20 protein-coding genes are annotated in these 17,237 nt (G+C 62.3%); 8 read left to right on the top strand and 12 right to left on the bottom strand.

The features are described from left to right. Positions 1 to 324 precede the first annotated feature (324 nt). From AQS8620_RS02465 to AQS8620_RS02440, 6 genes are all read left to right on the top strand, one after another. Positions 325 to 1,332 (top strand): ABC transporter substrate-binding protein, encoded by a 1,008-nt coding sequence (locus tag AQS8620_RS02465; RefSeq protein WP_143267386.1) that lies wholly within the window; start codon positions 325 to 327, stop codon positions 1,330 to 1,332. Between the two features lie 6 nt (positions 1,333 to 1,338). After that, on the top strand, positions 1,339 to 2,139 hold the full coding sequence (locus AQS8620_RS02460) for an ABC transporter ATP-binding protein (protein WP_085835217.1): 801 nt from the start codon (positions 1,339 to 1,341) through the stop codon (positions 2,137 to 2,139). A 3-nt stretch (positions 2,140 to 2,142) separates the two neighbouring features. Beyond that, on the top strand, positions 2,143 to 3,000 hold the full coding sequence (locus tag AQS8620_RS02455) for an ABC transporter permease (protein WP_085835216.1): 858 nt from the start codon (positions 2,143 to 2,145) through the stop codon (positions 2,998 to 3,000). A gap of 132 nt (positions 3,001 to 3,132) precedes the next feature. Next, positions 3,133 to 4,146 (top strand): isopenicillin N synthase family dioxygenase, encoded by a 1,014-nt coding sequence (locus AQS8620_RS02450; protein WP_085835215.1) that lies wholly within the window; start codon positions 3,133 to 3,135, stop codon positions 4,144 to 4,146. Next, positions 4,146 to 4,580, top strand: a complete 435-nt coding sequence (locus AQS8620_RS02445) for a 2-oxoglutarate and iron-dependent oxygenase domain-containing protein (RefSeq protein WP_085835214.1) — start codon at positions 4,146 to 4,148, stop codon at positions 4,578 to 4,580. The genes AQS8620_RS02450 and AQS8620_RS02445 overlap by 1 nt, the downstream gene beginning before the upstream one ends. A gap of 4 nt (positions 4,581 to 4,584) precedes the next feature. Continuing rightward, positions 4,585 to 4,800 (top strand): hypothetical protein, encoded by a 216-nt coding sequence (locus AQS8620_RS02440; protein ID WP_085835213.1) that lies wholly within the window; start codon positions 4,585 to 4,587, stop codon positions 4,798 to 4,800. Here AQS8620_RS02440 and AQS8620_RS02435 read toward each other — a convergent pair. The 5 genes from AQS8620_RS02435 to AQS8620_RS02415 are packed head-to-tail and all read right to left on the bottom strand — an operon-like array spanning position 4,787 to position 8,185. After that, entirely contained in the window at positions 4,787 to 5,512 is a 726-nt protein-coding gene (locus AQS8620_RS02435) for an energy-coupling factor ABC transporter ATP-binding protein (protein ID WP_085835212.1), read from the bottom strand. The two genes, AQS8620_RS02440 and AQS8620_RS02435, sit on opposite strands and share 14 nt — an antisense overlap. Continuing rightward, the gene (locus tag AQS8620_RS02430) at positions 5,509 to 6,222 is read right to left on the bottom strand and encodes an energy-coupling factor transporter transmembrane component T family protein (RefSeq protein ID WP_085835211.1); all 714 of its coding nucleotides are present in this window, start codon (positions 6,220 to 6,222) and stop codon (positions 5,509 to 5,511) included. The genes AQS8620_RS02435 and AQS8620_RS02430 overlap by 4 nt, the downstream gene beginning before the upstream one ends. Beyond that, positions 6,219 to 6,785 carry a NikL family nickel/cobalt ECF transporter subunit gene (locus AQS8620_RS02425; RefSeq protein WP_085835210.1) on the bottom strand — a complete coding sequence of 189 codons (567 nt, stop codon included), beginning with the start codon at positions 6,783 to 6,785 and terminating at the stop codon, positions 6,219 to 6,221. Before AQS8620_RS02425 ends, AQS8620_RS02430 begins: the two co-directional genes overlap by 4 nt. Further along, positions 6,782 to 7,420, bottom strand: coding sequence for a cobalt transporter CbiM (gene cbiM / locus AQS8620_RS02420; RefSeq protein ID WP_085835209.1), 639 nt, complete (start codon positions 7,418 to 7,420; stop codon positions 6,782 to 6,784). Before cbiM ends, AQS8620_RS02425 begins: the two co-directional genes overlap by 4 nt. A gap of 3 nt (positions 7,421 to 7,423) precedes the next feature. Then, the gene (locus AQS8620_RS02415) at positions 7,424 to 8,185 is read right to left on the bottom strand and encodes a DUF4198 domain-containing protein (RefSeq protein ID WP_085835365.1); all 762 of its coding nucleotides are present in this window, start codon (positions 8,183 to 8,185) and stop codon (positions 7,424 to 7,426) included. A gap of 259 nt (positions 8,186 to 8,444) precedes the next feature. Between AQS8620_RS02415 and nikR the strand changes: the two genes are divergently transcribed. After that, positions 8,445 to 8,918 carry a nickel-responsive transcriptional regulator NikR gene (nikR, locus tag AQS8620_RS02410; RefSeq protein ID WP_085835208.1) on the top strand — a complete coding sequence of 158 codons (474 nt, stop codon included), beginning with the start codon at positions 8,445 to 8,447 and terminating at the stop codon, positions 8,916 to 8,918. Between the two features lie 90 nt (positions 8,919 to 9,008). After that, complete coding sequence (locus AQS8620_RS02405; protein ID WP_085835207.1) at positions 9,009 to 10,025, top strand: FUSC family protein; 1,017 nt, start codon at positions 9,009 to 9,011, stop codon at positions 10,023 to 10,025. Positions 10,026 to 10,057: 32 nt separating this feature from the next. Here AQS8620_RS02405 and AQS8620_RS02400 read toward each other — a convergent pair whose 3' ends face one another. Genes AQS8620_RS02400 through AQS8620_RS02370 form a run of 7 tightly spaced genes read right to left on the bottom strand, consistent with a single transcriptional unit; the run spans position 10,058 to position 17,122 of the window. Then, on the bottom strand, positions 10,058 to 11,152 hold the full coding sequence (locus AQS8620_RS02400; RefSeq protein ID WP_234990351.1) for a Gfo/Idh/MocA family protein: 1,095 nt from the start codon (positions 11,150 to 11,152) through the stop codon (positions 10,058 to 10,060). Then, complete coding sequence (locus AQS8620_RS02395) at positions 11,149 to 12,219, bottom strand: sugar phosphate isomerase/epimerase family protein (protein ID WP_085835205.1); 1,071 nt, start codon at positions 12,217 to 12,219, stop codon at positions 11,149 to 11,151. The genes AQS8620_RS02400 and AQS8620_RS02395 overlap by 4 nt, the downstream gene beginning before the upstream one ends. A gap of 10 nt (positions 12,220 to 12,229) precedes the next feature. Beyond that, positions 12,230 to 13,360 carry a Gfo/Idh/MocA family protein gene (locus AQS8620_RS02390; RefSeq protein ID WP_085835204.1) on the bottom strand — a complete coding sequence of 377 codons (1,131 nt, stop codon included), beginning with the start codon at positions 13,358 to 13,360 and terminating at the stop codon, positions 12,230 to 12,232. 5 nt (positions 13,361 to 13,365) lie between these two features. Then, complete coding sequence (locus tag AQS8620_RS02385) at positions 13,366 to 14,118, bottom strand: sugar phosphate isomerase/epimerase family protein (protein ID WP_085835203.1); 753 nt, start codon at positions 14,116 to 14,118, stop codon at positions 13,366 to 13,368. Between the two features lie 21 nt (positions 14,119 to 14,139). Next, positions 14,140 to 15,249 (bottom strand): ABC transporter ATP-binding protein, encoded by a 1,110-nt coding sequence (locus AQS8620_RS02380; protein WP_085835202.1) that lies wholly within the window; start codon positions 15,247 to 15,249, stop codon positions 14,140 to 14,142. A 21-nt stretch (positions 15,250 to 15,270) separates the two neighbouring features. After that, a complete protein-coding gene (locus AQS8620_RS02375; protein ID WP_370737872.1) occupies positions 15,271 to 16,191 on the bottom strand; it encodes a carbohydrate ABC transporter permease in 921 nt (306 codons plus the stop codon). Beyond that, entirely contained in the window at positions 16,184 to 17,122 is a 939-nt protein-coding gene (locus AQS8620_RS02370) for a carbohydrate ABC transporter permease (protein ID WP_085835200.1), read from the bottom strand. Before AQS8620_RS02370 ends, AQS8620_RS02375 begins: the two co-directional genes overlap by 8 nt. Positions 17,123 to 17,237 lie beyond the last annotated feature (115 nt).

Below are 17,237 nucleotides of genomic sequence, written 5' to 3'. Positions count from 1 at the left end.
CCCAACAACGCGGCAGATGTCGCCAGAAAACCGGCACCAAGCGCGGTTTGCGTGACAGCGCACACCCGCCTTTGCCAGTCTGACCTTGAGTAGAAGCGGTGAGTATCGGCCCAAAGCCAGCTCTGACATTGCTCATCCAGCAGCAGCGACTGCGCACCCGATAACGGGCGCGGCGCGACAAACCGGATGAACTAGGCTCTCTCGATTACACACACAAAAAAAACGGCTTTCAAATTGCACGCACGGGGCATCTGGCAGGGGACACTGCAGCGTCCTGCGCGCGCAAAACCGCAGTTAAGCCAACAGGGAAAAAAAGGACCATCTATGCGCCTCAAGATCGCACCAACCAAGATTGCCCGCACGACCGCAGCGCTGACCTTTGCGCTTGGCGCACTGCCTGCCGCCAGCTTTGCGCAAGACCACGTGACCTACCAGCTTGACTGGCTGCCGGGCGGTGACAAAGCCCCGATCTATGTCTGCGTGCAGCAGGGGTTCTGCGCCGACGAGGGCCTGGACATTTCTATCGAAGGCGGACGCGGGTCAACCGAGGCCATCACAAAAATCGCCACAGGCACCTCCGACATCGGCTCTGCGGGCATGGAGGCGATCATGGCCGCCGTTGCCACCGATGACGTGCCCGTCAAAGCCGTCATGTCGATCTTCAACAAAGGCCCGCACGCCTTTTACACGCTGATGGACAGCGGCATCACCTCCATCAGCGATCTGGCTGGCAAGAAGGTTGCCACCTCGCCCTTTACCTCCTCCAATATCTTCCTGCCGCTGGTTCTGTCGGAAAACGGCCTGTCAGAGGCCGACATCGAATTGACCAAAGCCGATCCGGGCGCGCTTGGGCCGCTGTTGATGACGGGGCAAACCGATGCGATCATCGCATGGGTCACCGATATCACCCGCTACATGAACCAGGGCGAGGACGCGGGCAAAGGCGTCATCGTTCTGCCGTGGTCGGATGCGGGGATCGAATTGTACTCCGCGACTCTCGTGGCCTCCGACACCTTCCTCACCGAGCGCCCCGATGTCGCCAAACGCTTTGTCAAAGCCTTCAAGAAATCGATGGAATTTGCCCAGGCCAATCCCGATCAGGCCGCGGCCGACGTTGCCGCGATGGTGCCCGAACTGGGGGTCGAGGATGTGAAAGGTTCGTGGCTGGATGCCTCGGTTCTGGCGTTCAATTCCCAGACCGACGAAGACGGGCTTGGGGCGTTGCTGCCCGCGCGCGTGGCCAATACCTGGTCGCTGGTGGCGCAGGCCCAGGGGCTGGACGAGTCCGCGCTTGATCCTGCCAGCATCATCGCTGACGGCTTTCAGGAGTAAGCCTGCATGACCCTCGCCCCGCCCGCCATTTCGTTTCAAGATGTCGCTCAGGTCTTTGCGACCAAAAGCGGCCCTCTGACCGCCTTGGGCGGGGTGAACCTTGAGGTCGCGCAGCATGAATTCGTGGCCGTTCTGGGCCCGTCGGGCTGCGGAAAATCGACCCTATTGCGGCTGACTTCGGGTCTGATGATGCCCAGCGCCGGCCAGATCACGGTGCTCGGCCTGCCCGTCACCCGCCCGCGCGAGGATGTGGGCATTGTGTTCCAGCAACCCACGCTGCTGCCTTGGGCCAGCGTCGAGGAGAACGTGGTTTTCCCCGTCAAACACACCAAGGGGCGCGTTGGCCCCGCACACCGCGACCGCGCGCGCGAGATACTGGAAACCGTGGGTTTGGGGGGCTTTGGCAAACGCCTGCCGGGCGAATTGTCGGGGGGCATGCAACAACGGGTGGGCATTGCCCGCGCGCTGTTCCTCAACCCCGATCTGTTGATGATGGACGAACCGTTTTCCGCGCTTGATGCGCTGACGCGCGACGAAATGGGCTATGAATTGCTGCGCCTGTGGCAAGCCAGTCCCAAGACGGTGATGTTCATCACCCATTCGATCCCCGAAGCGGTCCTTCTGGCGGATCGGGTGTTGGTGATGTCCGAACGTCCCGGGCGGGTCATTGCCGACCTCAAGGTGCCGCTGGGCCGCCCGCGCAGCGAGGAATCCCTGCGCGCGCCCGAAGTGCAGGAATTTGCCGCCCATCTGCGCAGCTTGCTGATCAAACCCGCAAAACCTTCCCCAAAACCAGAGGCGGCCTGACCCATGACGGCGATCCCCGATACCTCCGACACGGCCCCCGCCCCGTCCAAGGCCGCCCAAGCGGGCGCGCCGCAGATCAAACCGCCGCTGCGCGAGCGGCTGATCGAGACGCCTGCCCTCCTGCCGGGGCTGACATTTTTACTGGTGCTCATCCTGTGGGAAACCCTCACCCGCGCCTTTCAGGTGCCCACCTACGTGCTGCCGCCCCCGTCGCGCATCGTCGAGGGCTTTGGCGCCGTGTCCTTTGCCCGCTGGGCCGAACATGTCTGGTCGACCTTTCGCGTGGCCATGCTGGGCTATGTCGTCGCCATCGCCGTGTCGCTGCCCATCGCCATCGGCCTTGCGAAATCCCGCTTTCTCACCCGCTGCCTCTATCCGCTTTTGGTGGTGATCCAGTCGGTGCCTGTCGTGGCCGTCGCGCCGATCATCATCGTGGTGCTTGGCACGGATGACGCGCCGCGCGTGGTCATTACCTTCATGATTTCCTTCTTTCCGCTCGTGGTGTCGATGACAACGGGCCTGATGGCCACACCCCCCGAATTGATCGAGCTGTCGCGCTCGCTGAATGCACCCGCTTACCGTGAATTCACCCAAATCCGCATTCCCTATGCCCTGCCGTACATTTTTTCGGGGCTGAAAATTTCGATCACCCTGTCGGTGATTGGCGCGGTGGTGGCGGAATTTGTCGCGGCGGATGCGGGGCTTGGCTATTTCATCCAGTTCTCGACCTCGATGTTCAAACTGCCCCAAGCCTGGGCCGGGCTGTTTTTGCTGGTCGCGCTTTCGCTGCTGCTCTTTCAGATCGTCACCCAGATCCAGAAACGCCTCTTTCCGTGGTCCCTGCCCAAAGAGACCCGTTAAGGCGCCATTTAATTCGCCATTCGCGCGCGCCCTGTGCGCGATCCTCCGGAGTAGAAGCAGTCAGCGCAAAGGCGCGGTCATTGCTCCGGTCCCCTCAGGCGGGTCCGCCCGCATCAACCGGAGACTGCAAAGATGACACCTAATTACGCCCTGAAAGAACTGAACAAGGAAGCCGGCTTTGGCGGCATGGGCAGCGAAATCCACCGCGACATCCCGCGCATCGACATGTCGGATTTCTTCAACCGCAAGGCCGAGATCACCGAAGAATTGTGGAAAGCCGCCACCGAAATCGGATTTTTCCAACTGACAGGCCATGGCATTCCCCTCGAGCTGATCGACGATGCCTTTGCCCTATCTGCGGAATTCTTTGCCCTGCCCCAGGACACCAAAGCGCAATACCCGCTGCGCAAGGGCACGAATGCAGGCTGGGAATTCAAGGCGCAGGTGCGCCCCTCGACGGGCACGCCCGACAATAAGGAAAGCTACCAGATCACCCTGCCGCGCATGGGCGAGGGCGCGCTTTGGCCCAAGGGCGAAGAGGTTGCGGGCTTCAAGGCGACAATGCTGGCCTTTGAGCGGCACAATTGGATGGTCGGCATGAAGGTCTTGTCCTGCTTTGCCGACAAGCTTGGCTTTCACAGCGATTTCTTCACCGATGGCCATGACCCCGAAAGCCCGCACTATCAATCGACCCTGCGCCTGATCAACTATCTGGGCATGGAGGACGCCACGCCTGAAGATTTCAAATTCTGGCGCGCGGGGGCGCATACGGATTACGATTGCCTGACACTGTTGCACCAGCGCGAGGGACACGGCGGCTTGCAACTCTGCCCCGGAAAGGATGCCGAAAGCGGGGATCTGGCCTGGACGGATGTGCCCCCTTTGGGCGGTGTGATCACCTGCAACATCGGTGACATGCTGATGCGCTGGTCCGATGACAAGCTGATGTCGAACCTGCATCGCGTGCGGATGCCCAAAGAGGGCGAATATATGGGTCCGCGCCAGTCGATGGCCTTTTTCTGTCAGGCCAACAAGGACACGATGCTTGAAGGCCCCGAGGGCAAATATGACCCGATGACGGCGGGCGACTACATGCAAATGCGCCTGAACGCGAATTTCGCCGGCAAACCCGCCCAAAAGGCATAATGCCCCAAGCCCTGCGCGCAGGTTCCGCCGCGCAGGGCAATTCCATCCAGACTTTGGAGCGAAAAGAGGTCGCAATGCCTGCCAGCCTGCCAATGATCGACATCAGCGATCTGGTGTCGAGTGATACCGACAAACGCGCAAAAGTCGGCGCACAGATGCGCGAGGCCTGCCTTGCGCACGGTTTTTTCTATGTGACCGGACACGGCGTCCCCCATGGGTTGATGACGGCGGTCATGGAACAGACCCGCGCGCTGTTCGATCTGCCGGTGGCGGCCAAAACCGCCCTCGACAAGGCAAATTCGCCCTGCAATCGCGGCTATGAGGTGCTGGGCGGGCAAAGCCTTGACCCCCGGCAAGGGCCGGCCTCCCCGCCGATCACTGTCGAGCAGCATCTGCGGGCCATGTATGCCCGCACCTATGCCGCCAAAGCGTGAGACAGTGCCAGGCAGCCTCTGCTCCGACGCTCATCTGATCCACGGCGCCTGGCAGGGCGCATGGGCGTGGGACACGGGGACGACCGGCGCGGATATCATCGCGCAGATCGTGCGATCCGCTGCGGCGATCAACGGGTCTGTGGCCCTTGTGGGGCATTCGGGCGGCGGCATGGGCGTTACCGGCGCACTCGGAGTTCTGGGCGATTTCATCCAGCATTAGGGTCTGTTTTCATGCGCGGATGCACATGCGGGTGCCGGTGCAGATGCGCGTGATCGTGAATGTCGGCCTCTTGCAGGCACCCGCCCGATAGCAACCGCGCGCGGTTGGCCAGATCGGCCACGAACCCGTCGTCATGGCTGACCATGATCATCGCGCCCTCGAACCCGTGCAAAACCGCGCGCAGCCGTGCGCCGTTCTCGGCATCCACGCCGTTGGTGGGCTCATCGAGCAGCAAAACCTGCGGGCGCATCGCCAAAAGCCCCGCCAGACAGACCAGCCGCTTTTCGCCCCCCGACAGCTTATGCACCAGACGCTCGGCCAGCGCCGCGATCCCCAGATGCGCAAGCGTCTCGCGGGCGATCTTGAGCGCCTGCGCATTGCTCTGGCCCAGATTGAGCGGCCCGAACGCCACGTCTTCGACCACTGTGGGGCAAAACAACTGGTCATCGCTGTCTTGGAACAAAAACCCGATGCGGGGGCGATGGCTGCGAAACTCCGCCTCGTGGGTGCAGGTCTGGCCAAACAGGGCAACTGTGCCGCTGCTGGGCACTTGCAGGCCCATAATGGCGCGCAACAAAGTGGTTTTTCCCGCCCCGTTCGGCCCGACGATGGCCAGCCGGTCGCGCGGCGCCAGCGTCAGGGAGACCTCGCGCAAAACGGGCAGGCCATCGCGCGTTACACTCAAACGGTCCAGCACAACAGGGGCGGTCATAGGCGATCCATCACAGTCAAAAAGAGGGCGCCAATCAGGCTTGCGCCGATCCGCAGGTGATCACGGCGTGACAGGGCTGGCAGCGGCAGGTGCGGCATGTGCCCCGCCCCGCTGCGCGCGCGCATCGCCTCGGAAATGCGATCTGCCCGCGACAGCGCCCGCAGCAGCATCGTGCCCATCATCAGCCCCATCACCCGCCATGTCCGCAGAGTGGTTGCAGGCCGAAAACTGCGCGCTTTTGCAGCCTCGCGCAGCCGGTTGAATTCATCCGACACGACACTCAGATAGCGCAGGGTCAGGCTGATCAGACGCAGCAGCGGTTTGGGCAGCGGGGCCGCGTGCAACGCCCGCGCAAGGGCCAGCGGTTCGGCCTGCGCCAGAAACAGGGTAATCAACAGCACCGCCGTGCTTATCTTGGCCACAACCAGAAGCGCGCGCGCCACGCCCTCGACGCTCGCAACGAGCGGACCAAGCGAAAATAGCGCGGTGCCCGCAACCGTGAAAGGCAAGGTCAGCAGCACCAGCAGCAAGAACACCTCAAGATGCAAAAGGCGGCGCTTGTGCGCCACAAGCCGCGCGCGCTGCCAGATCAGCCCCCCAAGCACCGTAGAGGCCAATGCGCCGAGGGCGGTGCTCAGGCTTGCAAGCTGCGACACCGCAAGGACCAAAATCAGCGCGCAGGCCAAAGAGGGGCGCAGGTCCTGCGTCATCTGCGCCGCTGCAGCGCCCAAAGCGCAACGCCCGCAAGCCCCGCAATCAGACAGAGCGCGCTGATAATATCCGTCAGCCGCATCCGCGCATCCATTTCCTCGATCCGCGCCAGAAGCGGTGCGGTTTCGCGCTGCACCGCGGTGCTGACGATCCGCTCAAGGCTTTGGGCAAGCGCGGGCGCAGGTGTGGCAGGCGTTTGGGGCACGGTGGATGTCGGGGCCGCCCCCTGCGCATCCTGCGCCAAGGCGGTCTGCGCCCAGCGCTCGGGGGGCAAAATCGCCTGCGCGATATGGCCTTCGCGGGTGTCAACGGTCACGACAAGCGGTGCTTGGGGCCGCTGCGCCGCAAAGGAAAATCCGCCCGCATCATCGGTCGTCCCAAAGGCCAGAACCGTCTCGCCGCTGAGGGCTTGCCACTGCGCGCCCTGCGCCCGCCCGCCGCCGATGAAAAACGCATATCCCGAAACGGTGCGGTCCGTCAGCGTCGCAAAGACCTTGAGTTTATGCGCAAAAGCAGGCGAGGCGACGAGCAGCGCGCACAAAAGGACAAGCGCACGGATCATGGTGTGACCACCGGATGCGCCGCTTGCGCGCGCGGCGCAAGCGCATCGGGCTGCACGCGTTTGATGAACCCCACAACGGACGCGCTCACAGCGGCTTCAGCCAGGGCAAGCGGCAGATAGGTCAGCGCCATCACCCGCGCCGCAGGGGTATAGGCCGGATCGGAGAGCCAGAGGGACAGCGCCACCAAACCCGCAGTCCCCGCCACCGCCAGAACCGCCGCACAGGCCGCATAGCCACTGGCGCGCGACGGGCGCGCGGTGCTGCGGATCAGCGGGCCGAAGATCGCGCCCGCGACCACCGCAGGCAGCGCGATATTCAGCGTGTTGATGCCCAGAGTGGTCAATCCGCCAACGCCGAACAACAGCACCTGCAACATCAAAGCCGTCAGAACGGCCGCAAAAGCCCCCGTCCCCAACAAAACGCCCATCACCCCCGTGAACAGCAAATGCACCGACGCAGGCCCCATCGGAACCGAGACCAGAGATCCGGCAAAAAACACCGCCGCAAGGATGGCCGCGCGCGGGATGGCGCGCTCGTCCATGGACCGCAGCGCCAAGGCCACACCGCCTGCCGTCACCACCGCGCCTGCAATCAAAACCGGCGCAGAAAGAATGCCATCCGGGATATGCGCCATACCTTAGGCCCCGCCCGACATGTCAGTGGCGCGCACCCAGATCAGCCCCCCCGCTTCGACGGGGACGCTGCGCCCATCGGGCGCGACCATCGGCGTATCGGCCTCGGTCAGCGCCGCAAAGCCCCACCATCCCGCGCGCGGCATGGCATAGGAAAACGTGCCATTCGCATCGGCCTTGAGCACCTGCGTGACGAAGGCATCATTGGGCGCGACCACGACCTCGCCCGTTGCCCCGTCATTGATGAATTCCACCTCGATCTCGGCAAAGGGAAGGGGCGCGCCCGCTTTCAGCACCACACCGCTGAACAGGTTCCCCGCCCATACTCCGGTGGGGCGCGTCAGGGGTTGAATTTCCACCGGCAGGCCCAGCAACCGGTCCCACCCCTCGCCCGAGGCATAGCTGTCGACGATCACCTTGGTGAAATGCTGGATAAATTTGCCCTCGACCGGTTCCCAATAGGGTTCGGGCGTCACGCCGATCACCGCTGCCCCCGGTTCGGCCAGAAACAGGCTACTGCCCCAGCCTGTCGGGGTCTGTACCAGTCGCGCCGTCAGGTCGCTGGTGGTGCCGTTCTGGGTCAGCGTGAGGGATTGCGGCTTGTCGAGCGCCATCACAGGCCCGCCCTCGAACGGGTGGGTGAAACTGAGGTCCAAGGTCACCGCGCCGCCTTCGGGCGCAACATCCGTCGAGGGGATGACTTGCAGGAAATGCGCCTGCGCCGGCAGGGCCGGTGCCCCCCCCAGCGCACAGAGCAGCACCGCCATATTTCGCGTCTTTGACTTGGGCAGATGCGCGGGAACAGGCGACAGAGAAGGGCGTTCGCGACGAAGGCATTGCAGCATGTCAGATCACTTTGGTGGGAGGGTAGAAAGTATGAATTACGGGACAATAAATCATACTCCGGACATCCCCCGCAAGGGCACGGGGCCGAAAATGCGGCATTGCGGCAAAAATTCTATGGGTGTTCCCCTTGCGTTGCGGGTGGTTTACGCTGCCCCCAGTCGCAAGGGAAAAGGGCCGCCTATGCAGCGCACCACGATCACATTGGACGACGCGCTGGCGGGCGAAGTGGATGCCTATCTGCGCGACACAGGCGGCCATAGCCGCTCTGAAGCCATTCGCGACTTGTTGCGCCAAGCGCTGCGCGCCCGTCACGCAGGCCCCCAAGAGGCCGGATGTGTCGGGGTGATGAGCTATGTCGTTGATCAAAGCGTGCGCAATCTGGCGGCGCGTGTCCCCCAGAGCCGCCTTGACCGCCACGATCAAACCGTTGCCTCCATGTCCGTGCCGCTGGATCATTCCACGATGGTGGATGTGGTGGTGATGCGGGGCCGCGTGGTGGATGTGCAAAGCTATGCCGAAGCGCTGTTTGTCGAGCGCGGCGTGATGCATGGTACACTGGGGCTGATCCCCGTCGTCGAGGATGCGGTGGAACATGTCCACAACGAGGGTCCGCCCCATTCCCACAGTCACATCAAGGTGCAAAGCGGGTTCTAGGCGTCCTTTTTGATGCGCCGCTCTTGGCGGGCGGCGGCCCCGCCCTAGAATGGCTATCGGGGAGAACGCGAATTCAAAAGGTACGCCCCCATGACCGTCTTCCCTGGCCCCGTCTCCTTTCGCACGGCGCAATTGTTTCTGGCCGCGGCAGGCGCGCTCGTGCTGGCGCAATTCCTCGGGCTGAAACATCCCTATTGGGCGGCGATGCCGGTCTGGGTGGTGTCCCAGGCCTTTCGCGAAGATCTGGTCATACGCGCTGTCTTGCGCGTGATCGGCACGCTGATCGGTGCGGCCCTTGCGATCAGCGCACTGACGCTGACCGATGGCAAGACCCTGCATCTTTTGCTCATGGCGTTCACCGTCGGGGTGGCGACGGCAACCGCCTATTGGATCGGCACCGTGTTCAGCTACGCCGCGATGCTGATCTCGATCACCGTGGCCGTGATCATTTTGCCCAGCCTCTTGCTGGATCACACCGTCGACAGCACCGTCTTGGCCCTCAGCTATGACCGGATGTTCTGCACGCTGATCGGCGTCATCGCGGTAACGCTGACCACGTTTCCCTTCACCCCGATGCGCGCCCAGCACATGCCCCTGCGCGTAAACCACGGCAACCACATCGCGCGGCGCAACGGGGTGATTGCTGCGGTGGTGGTTCTGGTTGGCGGGGCAGTGGTGATCTGGCATCCCGGCGTGGTGACCCTGTCGATCGCCATGGGGCTGGCGATTTTTTCGACCATCATCGGGTCGCGCCCCAATCCCGAGGGCATGTTGAAAAACATCGTCCCCAGTTCCATGATCGGCGCGATGGCGGGCGTCGCCTACCGTGTGGTGCTGGATGTGTCCGGCATGAGCGGAATGGAGGCGATCTTTGTCGCGATCCCGTTTCTCGCGGTTGGCGCCTACCTGCGCGCCAACCCCAAAACCACCCTCTGGGCGATCAACATCAACATTATTTTCCTGCTCTCGGCAGAGGTTGGCACCAGCGGGCAAGCCTTGCAGGTGCAGGTCCTGTCAAACATCGCGCTGATCGGCGCGGCGGGTTTCATGACCGCGCTGCATTGGACCATCCTCAAGCTCGACAAACGGGCCACCCTCGACGCCTGAGGCGGTGTCGCGCGGCCCCGCCGCGCGCCCGCTTACAGTGCCGTCCAGGCGCCATCCGCGCGCGACGAGGCGATGCAGGCCGCCACAAAGCGCATCCCGTCCAGCCCGTCCTGCACATCCGGCAAATCAGCCGGCATGTCGCCACTCGTAATCGCATCCGCCGCGTCGCTGTAGAGCTGCGCAAAGGCCTCGATGTAGCCCTCGGGGTGCCCGCCCGGAACACGCGCGTTGCCCTCAAAGAACGGCCCGCCGCGCGTGAGGATTTGCGACGGCTCCCCCAAACGGGTAAAGCGCAGTTCCTCGGGGCGCAGATGCGACCATTCCAGACCGGCATCTTCACCGCCGATGCGCAAGCTCACCTCATTGACGAAACCGGGAGTCACCTGGGAGGCCCAGAGCATGCCGCGCGCATCGCCCATGCGCAGCATGACATGGGCGTTGTCATCCACCGCACGGCCGTCAACGAAGGACTGCAAATCAGCCGCCACCGTGTCGATCGGCAGGCCGGACACGTAGCGCGCCAGATGGGCCGCATGGGTGCCGATGTCGGCGATCGCGCCGCCCTCGCCGGATTTCGCCGGATCGACGCGCCAGTCTGCCTGCTTGCCCGCCGCAGGGGTCGCCAACCAGTCCTGCACGTAGTTCACATTGACCACGCGGATTTTGCCCAGCGCGCCGGACGCCACGATCCGCCGCGCTTCGCGCACCATCGGGTAACCCGCATAGGTATGGGTCAGGATGAATTTTGCGTCAGAGGCCTGCGCGATGGCGGTCAGCTCTTCGGCCTGCGCCAAAGTGGCCGTCATCGGCTTGTCGCAGATCACATGGATGCCCGCCGCCAGAAAGGCTTTGGCGGGCGCTAGGTGCATGTGGTTGGGCGTGACGATTGCCACCGCCTGAATGCCATCCTCGCGCGCGGCTTCGGCCAGGGCCATGTCGTTGAAATCCGAATAGCTGCGCGCAAGACCCAGGGCGCGGGCCGAGGTCTCTGCCCGTTCAGGATCGGACGACAGCGCGCCTGCCACAAGTTCGAAACGGTCGTCCAGCCGCGCGGCCATGCGGTGCACCGCGCCGATAAACGCGCCCTGCCCGCCACCAACCATACCCAATCGAATGCGTGCGCTCATGCTTTCACTCCCAACATCTTGCGAATTTGTTCAAGGTCGGTGGATCCTGACGCAAAGTCATCGAAGGCAAAAGGGGTGGGTTCGATGATGTGGCGCGCGATGAAGGGCGCGCCCTCGGCGGCACCTTGGGCGGGCGATTTCAACGCGCATTCCCATTCCAGCACAGCCCAACGGTCGAACCCGTATTGCGTGAGTTTCGAGAAGATCGCGGAAAAATCGACCTGACCGTCGCCAAGCGAGCGGAACCGGCCCGCGCGGTTTTCCCAGGTCTCGAAGCCCGAATAAACGCCCTGGCGCCCCGTGGGATTGAATTCGGCGTCTTTGACGTGAAAGGCGCGAATGCGGTCATGGTAGAGGTCGATAAAGGCAAGGTAATCGAGCTGTTGCAGCACGAAATGCGAGGGATCATAGAGGATATTGGCCCGCTTGTGGCCCTTCACCTGCGCCAGAAACCGCTCGAAACTTGCGCCGTCCATCAGGTCCTCGCCGGGGTGAAGTTCGAAGGCATAGTCGACACCCACCGCGTCATGCGCGTCCAGGATCGGCATCCAGCGGCGCGCGAGCTCGGCAAAGGCTTCCTCGACGAGACCCGCAGGGCGCTGGGGCCACGGATAGACATAGGGCCAGGCCAGTGCGCCGGAAAAACCGACCGCGACATCAAGGCCGAGGTGGCGCGACGCCTGCCCCGCTTTTATCACCTGATCTGTGGCCCATGCCGCTTGTTCTTGCGGCTTGCCTGCAAATTGGGCAGGTGCGAAACCGTCAAACTGCGGCGCATAGGCGGGATGCACCGCGACAAGTTGGCCCTGGATGTGAGTCGACAGTTCGGTGATCTCGACCCCTTGCGCGGCGCAGACGCCCGCCAGTTCATCGCAGTAGTCCTTGGATGTCGCTGCCGTATCGATGTCGATAAAACGCGGGTCCACGGGCAGCTGGATACCTTTGTACCCAAGCCCTGCGGCCCAGCCTGCGATGTTTTCGAGCGTATCAAAAGGCGCAACATCGCTTGCAAATTGCGCAAGGAAGATTGCGGGGCCTTTGATGGGATGTTTGGGGGCGTCTGCCATTTTTGTCTCCTTAGGCAAGCAGCTCTTGCGCTGCTTTTATGCCGAGCGCATCGGGGCGTTCGCATGTGGTGGTCAGGGTCAGATATTTGCCCTCCTCACCGGATTTGAGAATAGCGGTCATCACCTCGACAACATGCAAGGCATAGGCGTCATTGCAGCGATGCGGGCGATTTTGCGCGATTGCCTGCGCCATATCGGCCAGACCTGTGGTGCGATAATCCGCCGCCATGCCCCATGGCACCTCGCGGTTGTCGACGCCAAGCGGGTGGTCCCAGTCCGGCAACTCTGCCGTTTCGGCGCGGTTCGTAAGGCGCAGCGCGCCGCCGAAAAAGTTCGGATCGGGGACATGCAGCGTGCCTTCGGTGCCATAGAGGGCCATCGGAGCAAGATCATTTTGCCACACATCCCAACTCGCCACGAGGGTCACAACCGCGCCCTGCTCGAATTCGAGAGTGGCGTGGATCGTGGTCGGCGTGGTGACGGGAATCTCCTCGCCCGTCCGTGGGCCATTGCCGATGGTGCGGGTTTTGGACGGTGTGCTGGTGATTGCGCCGACCCGTTTCACCGGACCGATGAGCTGCACGAGGTTGGCGATGTAATAAGGCCCCAGATCAAGGATCGGCCCCCCCCCGGGAACGAAGAAGAAATCGGGGTTGGGGTGCCAGTCTTCCATCCCGTGGGACATCACCGCGCAGGTGCCCGACGTGATGGTGCCAACCGCGCCCGTGTCGATCAAATGGCGCGCCAGCTGATGCGAGCCGCCCAGCACAGTGTCAGGGGCCGAGCCGACGCGCAGGCCTTTTTCATCCGCCAGCGCTTTGAGTGCACGCCCTTCCTCCAGCGTCAGCACATAGGGTTTTTCGGAATAGACATGTTTGCCACTTTCCAGCGCCTGCTTAGAGATGCCGAAATGCGCCGCCGGAATGGTGAGGTTCAGCACGATGTCGACCGTGTCGCTGGCCATCAGGTCGTCCACACTCATGGCGGGCACGTCGAATTCCGCGCCGCGCGCTTTGGCCGCGTCGAGATTGATGTCTGCCACTGCCGTGAAGGTGATGTTTTTGAAATTCTTCGCCCGCGAGAGGTAAGATTGGGAAATATTCCCGCAGCCGATCAGGCCGATACGTTGGACTTTGCTCATCGCTTTCAGGCTCCCAGGGCTTTGAATGTCGCCGCGGCCTGTTTGGCGAAGCGGTCGAAATCATTTGGGTTATCGTGTTCGGCGACCAGAATTTCACAGCGCGAATGGGCTTTGAGCGCGCCGAGGATCGCAGGCCAGTCCATCGTGCCTGTGCCCGCATCTGCCCAGCCGTCCTCGTCCAGCTTTTCGCCCTTGGGGGCGAGGTCCTTGAAATGGGCGGCCACAATGCGCGACCCGTATTTTTCAATCCACTGGATCGGGTCACCGCCCCCGCGCACGATCCAGGCAATGTCGGCTTCCCAGTCGATCATCGGCGCGGTGTCGAGCAGGATTTCCATCGGAATCTGCCCATCCGCCAGCGGGGTGATTTCGAAATCATGGTTGTGCCAGCCGAATGCGATACCGTGTTTGGCCATATCGGCGTGACAGGCGGCAAGACGCGCGCCCAGCGCGGCCCAACCCGCGGCATCCTTGGGCTGTTCATCGGCGGACAGCCACGGTGCAAAGGCGCGTTTGACCCCGAGCTGTTGGCAGAGGTCGGCAACGCCTTCAGCATCCTTTTCAAACATATCAAGCGGCACGTGGGCGGTCGGCATTTTCATCCCGGCCGCATCAAGCGCGGCGCGGGTGGCATCGGCTTCGGCGAAATTGCCAAAAAACGCTTCGGCGGCGTCGAACCCGTAGGTCCCAAGACGCGCAATCACATCGGTGTAGGGGGTGTAATTGCGGGCCGAAAAGAGTTGAAGTGAGAGAAGCATAGGATCAATCCTGAATAGCGCTCAAAGGCGGATTTCGGTTTCTTTGTCAAAAAGGGACGCACGGGCGGGGTCGATCCCCACGGTGATCGTGTCGCCCTGGCGGATCGGGGTTTGCCCGTCGAGCCGGATGCGGAATTCATCGCCCCCCAGGGTGCACCACAGCAGCGTGTCCGCGCCCATCGGCTCGACCACATCGACGACAACTCGGGTTTGCACAGCACAAGACGCGGCGGCGTCGTTCACCAGCACATGCTCGGGGCGGATACCAAAGACCACTGCGCCGTCTTTGGGCGCCGCGCTGAACCCGTAGCCCTGCATGGGCACGTTGATGATGCCCTCGAAATCGGTGCCGCGCAGCGCCCCCTGAATGAAATTCATCGGCGGCGCCCCGATAAATCCTGCGACATAGAGGTTCGCCGGGGTGTTGTAGATTTCAAGCGGCGCGGCAAGCTGTTGGATCACCCCGCCCTTCATGATGGCGATGCGGTCGGCAAGGGTCATCGCCTCGACCTGATCGTGGGTCACGTAGATCATCGTGTTGGCCAGCGATTGGTGCAGGCGTTTCAATTCGACACGGAGTTCGGCGCGCAGTTTGGCGTCAAGGTTGGACAGCGGTTCGTCAAACAGGAAGACATCCACATCGCGCACCAGCGCGCGGCCGATGGCGACCCGCTGGCGTTGCCCGCCCGACAGCGCCCCCGGCTTGCGGTCAAGCAGCGGCCCAAGGTGGAGAATTTCCGCGGCACGTGCCACGCGTTTTTCGATTTGGTCCTTGGGCAGTTTGGCGTTTTTCAACCCGAAACTGAGGTTACTTTTGACGCTCATCTGCGGATAGAGCGCGTAGGATTGAAACACCATGCCGATGCCGCGCTCCGAGGGTTCGGCCCAGGTGACGTTTTGCCCTTCGATGAAAATCTGCCCGCCCGTGGGTTCCAAAAGACCCGCGATGCAGTTCAGGAGGGTTGATTTCCCGCAACCGGAGGCACCGAGCAGCACAAGGAATTCACCCTTGTGGATGTCGATATTGAGGTCTTTGAGAACCTTGACCGACCCGAAAGCCAGTTCAAGATCACGGATCGAAACGGAGATGTCGTCGAGTGCGGAGGAGACGGGGGGGACAGTGTCGAGCATGTCGAAATTCCTTTCCTGTGGTCAGCCTTTGACGGCGCCCGAAGCGATGCCGCGGACAAAAAGCTTGCCGGAAATAAGGTAAACGGTGAGGGGAACGATACCGGTCAGCAGCGTCGCGGCCATGTTGACGTTGTACTCTTTGACGCCCTGCACGGAGTTGACGATGTTGTTGAGCTGCACCGTCATCGGATAGGTGGCCGGCTTGGTGTAGATCACGCCAAACAGGAAATCGTTCCAGATGCCCGTCAGCTGCAAGATAACGGCCACGGTGAAAATCGGCAACGACATCGGCACCAGGACCTTTAAAAAGATGCGCCAGAACCCTGCGCCATCGACACGCGCCGCTTTGAACAATTCCTCGGGCAGCGAGGCAAAATAATTGCGAAACAGCAGCGTCAGGATCGGCATTCCAAAGATCGTGTGCACCATCACCAGCCCCCAGACAGAGCCCATGAGGCCCAGTTCGCGCAAAATGATGACGATGGGATAGATCATGACCTGGTAGGGGATGAAGGCGCCGAAAATCAGGATGGTGAAAAAGATTTCCGACCCTTTGAAGCGCCAGTTGACCAACGCATAGCCGTTGACGGAGGCGATGATGATCGAGAGCACAACGGAGGGCACGGTGATCTGCACCGAATTCCAGAACCCGCGCGACAGCCCGTCACAGTTCAGCCCCGTGCAGGCCTGCGCCCATGCTTTGACCCAAGGCTCAAAGGTGATCTCCACGGGTGGTGCGAAAATATTGCCCATGCGCACTTCGGGCATCCCCTTGAGGGAGGTCATCACCATGACCCAGAGCGGCAGCAGGTAATAGAAGGAAACCAACAGCAACGCGCCGTAGATCATGATGCGCTTGGGCGTGAAGCGCGCGCGCTTGCGTTTGCCCGAAGGGCCGTCCAGCAGGCGGGTGGCGGGCGTATTTACAGAGAGATCAGCCACGTTTCTTTCCTCCGAATTCATGGATGGACCACGGGATGAGCAGCACAAGCACCGCCAGCAGCATGATGGTCGAGGCGGCGAACCCCTGGGCGAGGTTCTGTTTGGCAAACATCGCGTCATAGACATACAGCGCGGGCATTTGCGTGGCCGATCCGGGGCCGCCGTTGGTGAGCGCGACCACGAGGTCGTAGAGTTTGACGATGCCCGTTGCGATCAGCACCGTGGCGGTCACAAACACGGGGCGCAGGATCGGCACGACGACGAAAAGATAGGTTTTCCACGCGGGGATGCCGTCAACGCGGGTCGCTTTCCAGATGTCTTCATCGACACCGCGCAGCCCCGCAAGCATGATGACGGTCACAAGGCCGGTGCCTTGCCACAGACCCGCCATCAGCAGCGCGATCATCACCGTGTCGGGATTGTTGAGCGGATCGAAGCTGAAGCTGGCAAAGCCAAGGTCGCGCACGACATTCTGGATGCCGAAATCGGGGTTGAGCACCCATTGCCACACAAGACCCGTCACGATGAACGACAGCGCATAGGGATACAGGATGATCGTGCGAAAGATGCCTTCGGCGCGGATACGTTGATCCAGAAGCGCCGCGAAAAGAAAGCCCAGCACCAAGGACAACACCAAGGCGGTGACGCCATAAATGGCAATGTTTTCAACCGAGGTGATCCAGCGCGACGAGGACCACAGACGCTCGTACTGCTCGAACCCGACAAAATTCAGCCGCGGTAACAATTTGGAATCGGTGAAACTATGAACCACGGTCCAAAGCGAACAGCCGACAAAAATCACCAAGGCCGTGGCGATCATCGGCATGGCTGCGACTTTGGACATGGGATTGTGCAACAGCCGCGACGGGCGTCTTGCGGGGGCGGCTTTGGCGCGGACCGCGCCTCTGTCGGGGTCGGGTAAAGCTGTCATCAGGGTGCCTCCAAGGGAGCGCGCAAAGCTTGCGCGAGGTGGGGCAGAGCGGGGCTCTGGTCGGATCAGATCAGGGTGCCGGCCCGCTGCCGCAAAGCAGGCGGACCGGCTGGGA

The organism is Aquimixticola soesokkakensis (assembly GCF_900172375.1).
GTDB classification, from domain to species: domain Bacteria; phylum Pseudomonadota; class Alphaproteobacteria; order Rhodobacterales; family Rhodobacteraceae; genus Aquimixticola; species Aquimixticola soesokkakensis.
This window is presented reverse-complemented; position numbering and strand designations above follow the sequence as displayed.